General features: G+C 70.8%; 2 protein-coding genes. Both read right to left on the bottom strand.

Annotated elements, in window-relative coordinates; genetic code table 11:
* Positions 1 to 324 precede the first annotated feature (324 nt).
* Complete coding sequence (locus E1266_RS36985; RefSeq protein WP_132055205.1) at positions 325 to 1,527, bottom strand: hypothetical protein; 1,203 nt, start codon at positions 1,525 to 1,527, stop codon at positions 325 to 327.
* Positions 1,528 to 1,765: 238 nt separating this feature from the next.
* Complete coding sequence (locus tag E1266_RS36980; RefSeq protein WP_279436378.1) at positions 1,766 to 2,098, bottom strand: Rv3654c family TadE-like protein; 333 nt, start codon at positions 2,096 to 2,098, stop codon at positions 1,766 to 1,768.
* Between the last annotated feature and the right edge of the window lie 3 nt (positions 2,099 to 2,101).

Below are 2,101 nucleotides of genomic sequence, written 5' to 3'. Positions count from 1 at the left end.
AACCCGAACGGCCACTCTCACCACCCACACCACACTCCCAGCGCCACCGCGAACGCCGCACTCCGCACGGACTCCGTCCTAGCCGCGTTCAGGGCACTTACGCGGAGGCTGCTCTCACGCAGGCGCCATGCCCAACGCAGGACGCAGCGCCATGCCCACCGCAGGACGCGCTCACTGGGAGGCCGTACCCGCCGTAAAGGCCGCGCTCGTGGGACCGGGGCGCTTAAGCGAGTGCCGTACTCACATGGAGATTGTCGTTAGGCGACTTGATCGCCAGGGCGGGCGGCGGCTGATCGACCGTTCCGGGTGCGGTGCCGGAGGCTCTTACCTGGGGCGGCGCGCGTGCTTGCGCTTTGGCTTGGGGCCGGGCTTGGCGATGTTGACGTTCACCCCGCTGGCGCCCGCTGGGCGGCGGCCGGACCGTGCTTGGGCCGACGTCGATGCGCGGGACGTCGTGCCGCCCGAGCGCGGGCGCTTGGAACCCTTGGCCTTGGGGTCGACCAGCGCCAGGACCGGGGCCGTCTTGGCGAGGGCCTCGGCTCGGGCGATCTGCTCGCGGGCGGTCTTGACGCGCTTACGGCCGGTTCCGCTGCGGGCGAGTCGGGCGGCCATGCCGTTGCTGCTCGTCCCCGCCTGAGCAAAGCGCAGCCGTCGCGTCCAGGTGCCGAGGTGCCCGGCGACGATCAGGAGGACCAGGGCGATGCCCACGCTCTTCCCCCACTGGAGCCGGTCGGTGGCCGCGATGTTCTGGGCCTTCGGCGAGTCGGTGGCGATCTGCGGTGCGGGGTAGGTGAGCCCGGGCGTCGCGCCTTCCGGTTGGACGGACGGGAGGGTCACCGGCGACTGGTTGTTGAACGGCGTCAGCGGGGTCCCGGCGCTCGGCACCTCGCCCTCCGCCGTGGGAAGGGAAGGCGCCGAGCCACGGGGGAGGGACGCGGAACCGCCGCTGAGCATGGCGCTCGCGGTGGCGGCGGACGAGGCCAGCGATCCGCCCGTCCCGGTGGCGCGCTGCGCCCGGACGCCCACGGAGACCACGCCGCTCGACTTGGTCACCGCGAGGGAGGCGGAGCAACTCGTCCCCTGGCACAGCGAGTTCACGGAGCCGGACCTGGACTGAACCCCCGAGCCCGAGAGCGCGTAGCCGCTGAGGTCGTCCTCCAGGCCGCGGTTCCACTTCACGACGAGCTTCTTGCCGGACACCTGGGCGGACACACCGGTCGGCGCGGCCGGCGCGATGCGCACGGTGACCGTGTTGGTGTCGTAGATGTGCCCGGTCTGCTTGCCCTTCAGGTAGATCTTGTAGCGGCCGTTCTGCCGGATCGGGAAGGTCCCGGACAGGTCACCGGCAAGGCCCCGCTCCTGGAGGAACGTGTTCCCGATCCCCGGGCCGTCGACCCAGAGCTGCATGGTGAGCGCGAAGTCGAAGTGGGCCTTGGCGGTCAGCGCGGAACCGCTCGTGATGACCGCACCGTTCGCGGGAGAGGTGATGCCCGTGGCGGCGGCCTGCGCGGGGAGTGCACCGAGCACCGGGAAACCCATCGCAAGCGGGGCCGCGATCGCGACTGCACCGATCCTGCGAATGATGGTCACGGCCTCAATCCCTTCGACAACGTCCTGCTCGTCTCATCCCGCCGAGGGCCTCGCGGGGCACACGCACCGTGGCAGTAACTACACACTTACGTGCAGGGTAACGCACCACCGGGTAGCAGAAGTCACAGGAAGATGACAAAGAGGCGAGTGTTCCATCCCCTGCGCACCTCCCGACCTATTGACACACGGTGCAACGAGCCGTGCCGCGCCAGATTACGCCCTCTTGCCCCACAGGGCCAGCCCTTGCCCGGGATAGCACCTTTACGGCTCCCATCCCCATAGGCACCACGACGTCCACCCTTACCGAAACCTCCACCTCGTCCCCCCGCACCTCACACCGAGTCAACCGCGCCCCGGACTCGACCGCGATCCTTCCCGCGCCAGCGCATGCGCCGCCGGCGCCCTCCGCCACCCGAGCGGCACCGGCCAACGCCGCCAGGTCGGCCGCCGCGTCCGCCCGATGGCGAGCCCCGCGCACCCCGCCCACCGCCACGGCCGCGATCGCCACCAC

It is taken from the genome of Actinomadura sp. 7K534 (assembly GCF_004348575.1).
In the GTDB taxonomy this organism is placed as follows: Bacteria; Actinomycetota; Actinomycetes; order Streptosporangiales; family Streptosporangiaceae; genus Spirillospora; species Spirillospora livida.
The sequence above is the reverse complement of the archived record's forward strand: the minus strand, read 5'-3'. Positions and strand labels throughout refer to the sequence as shown.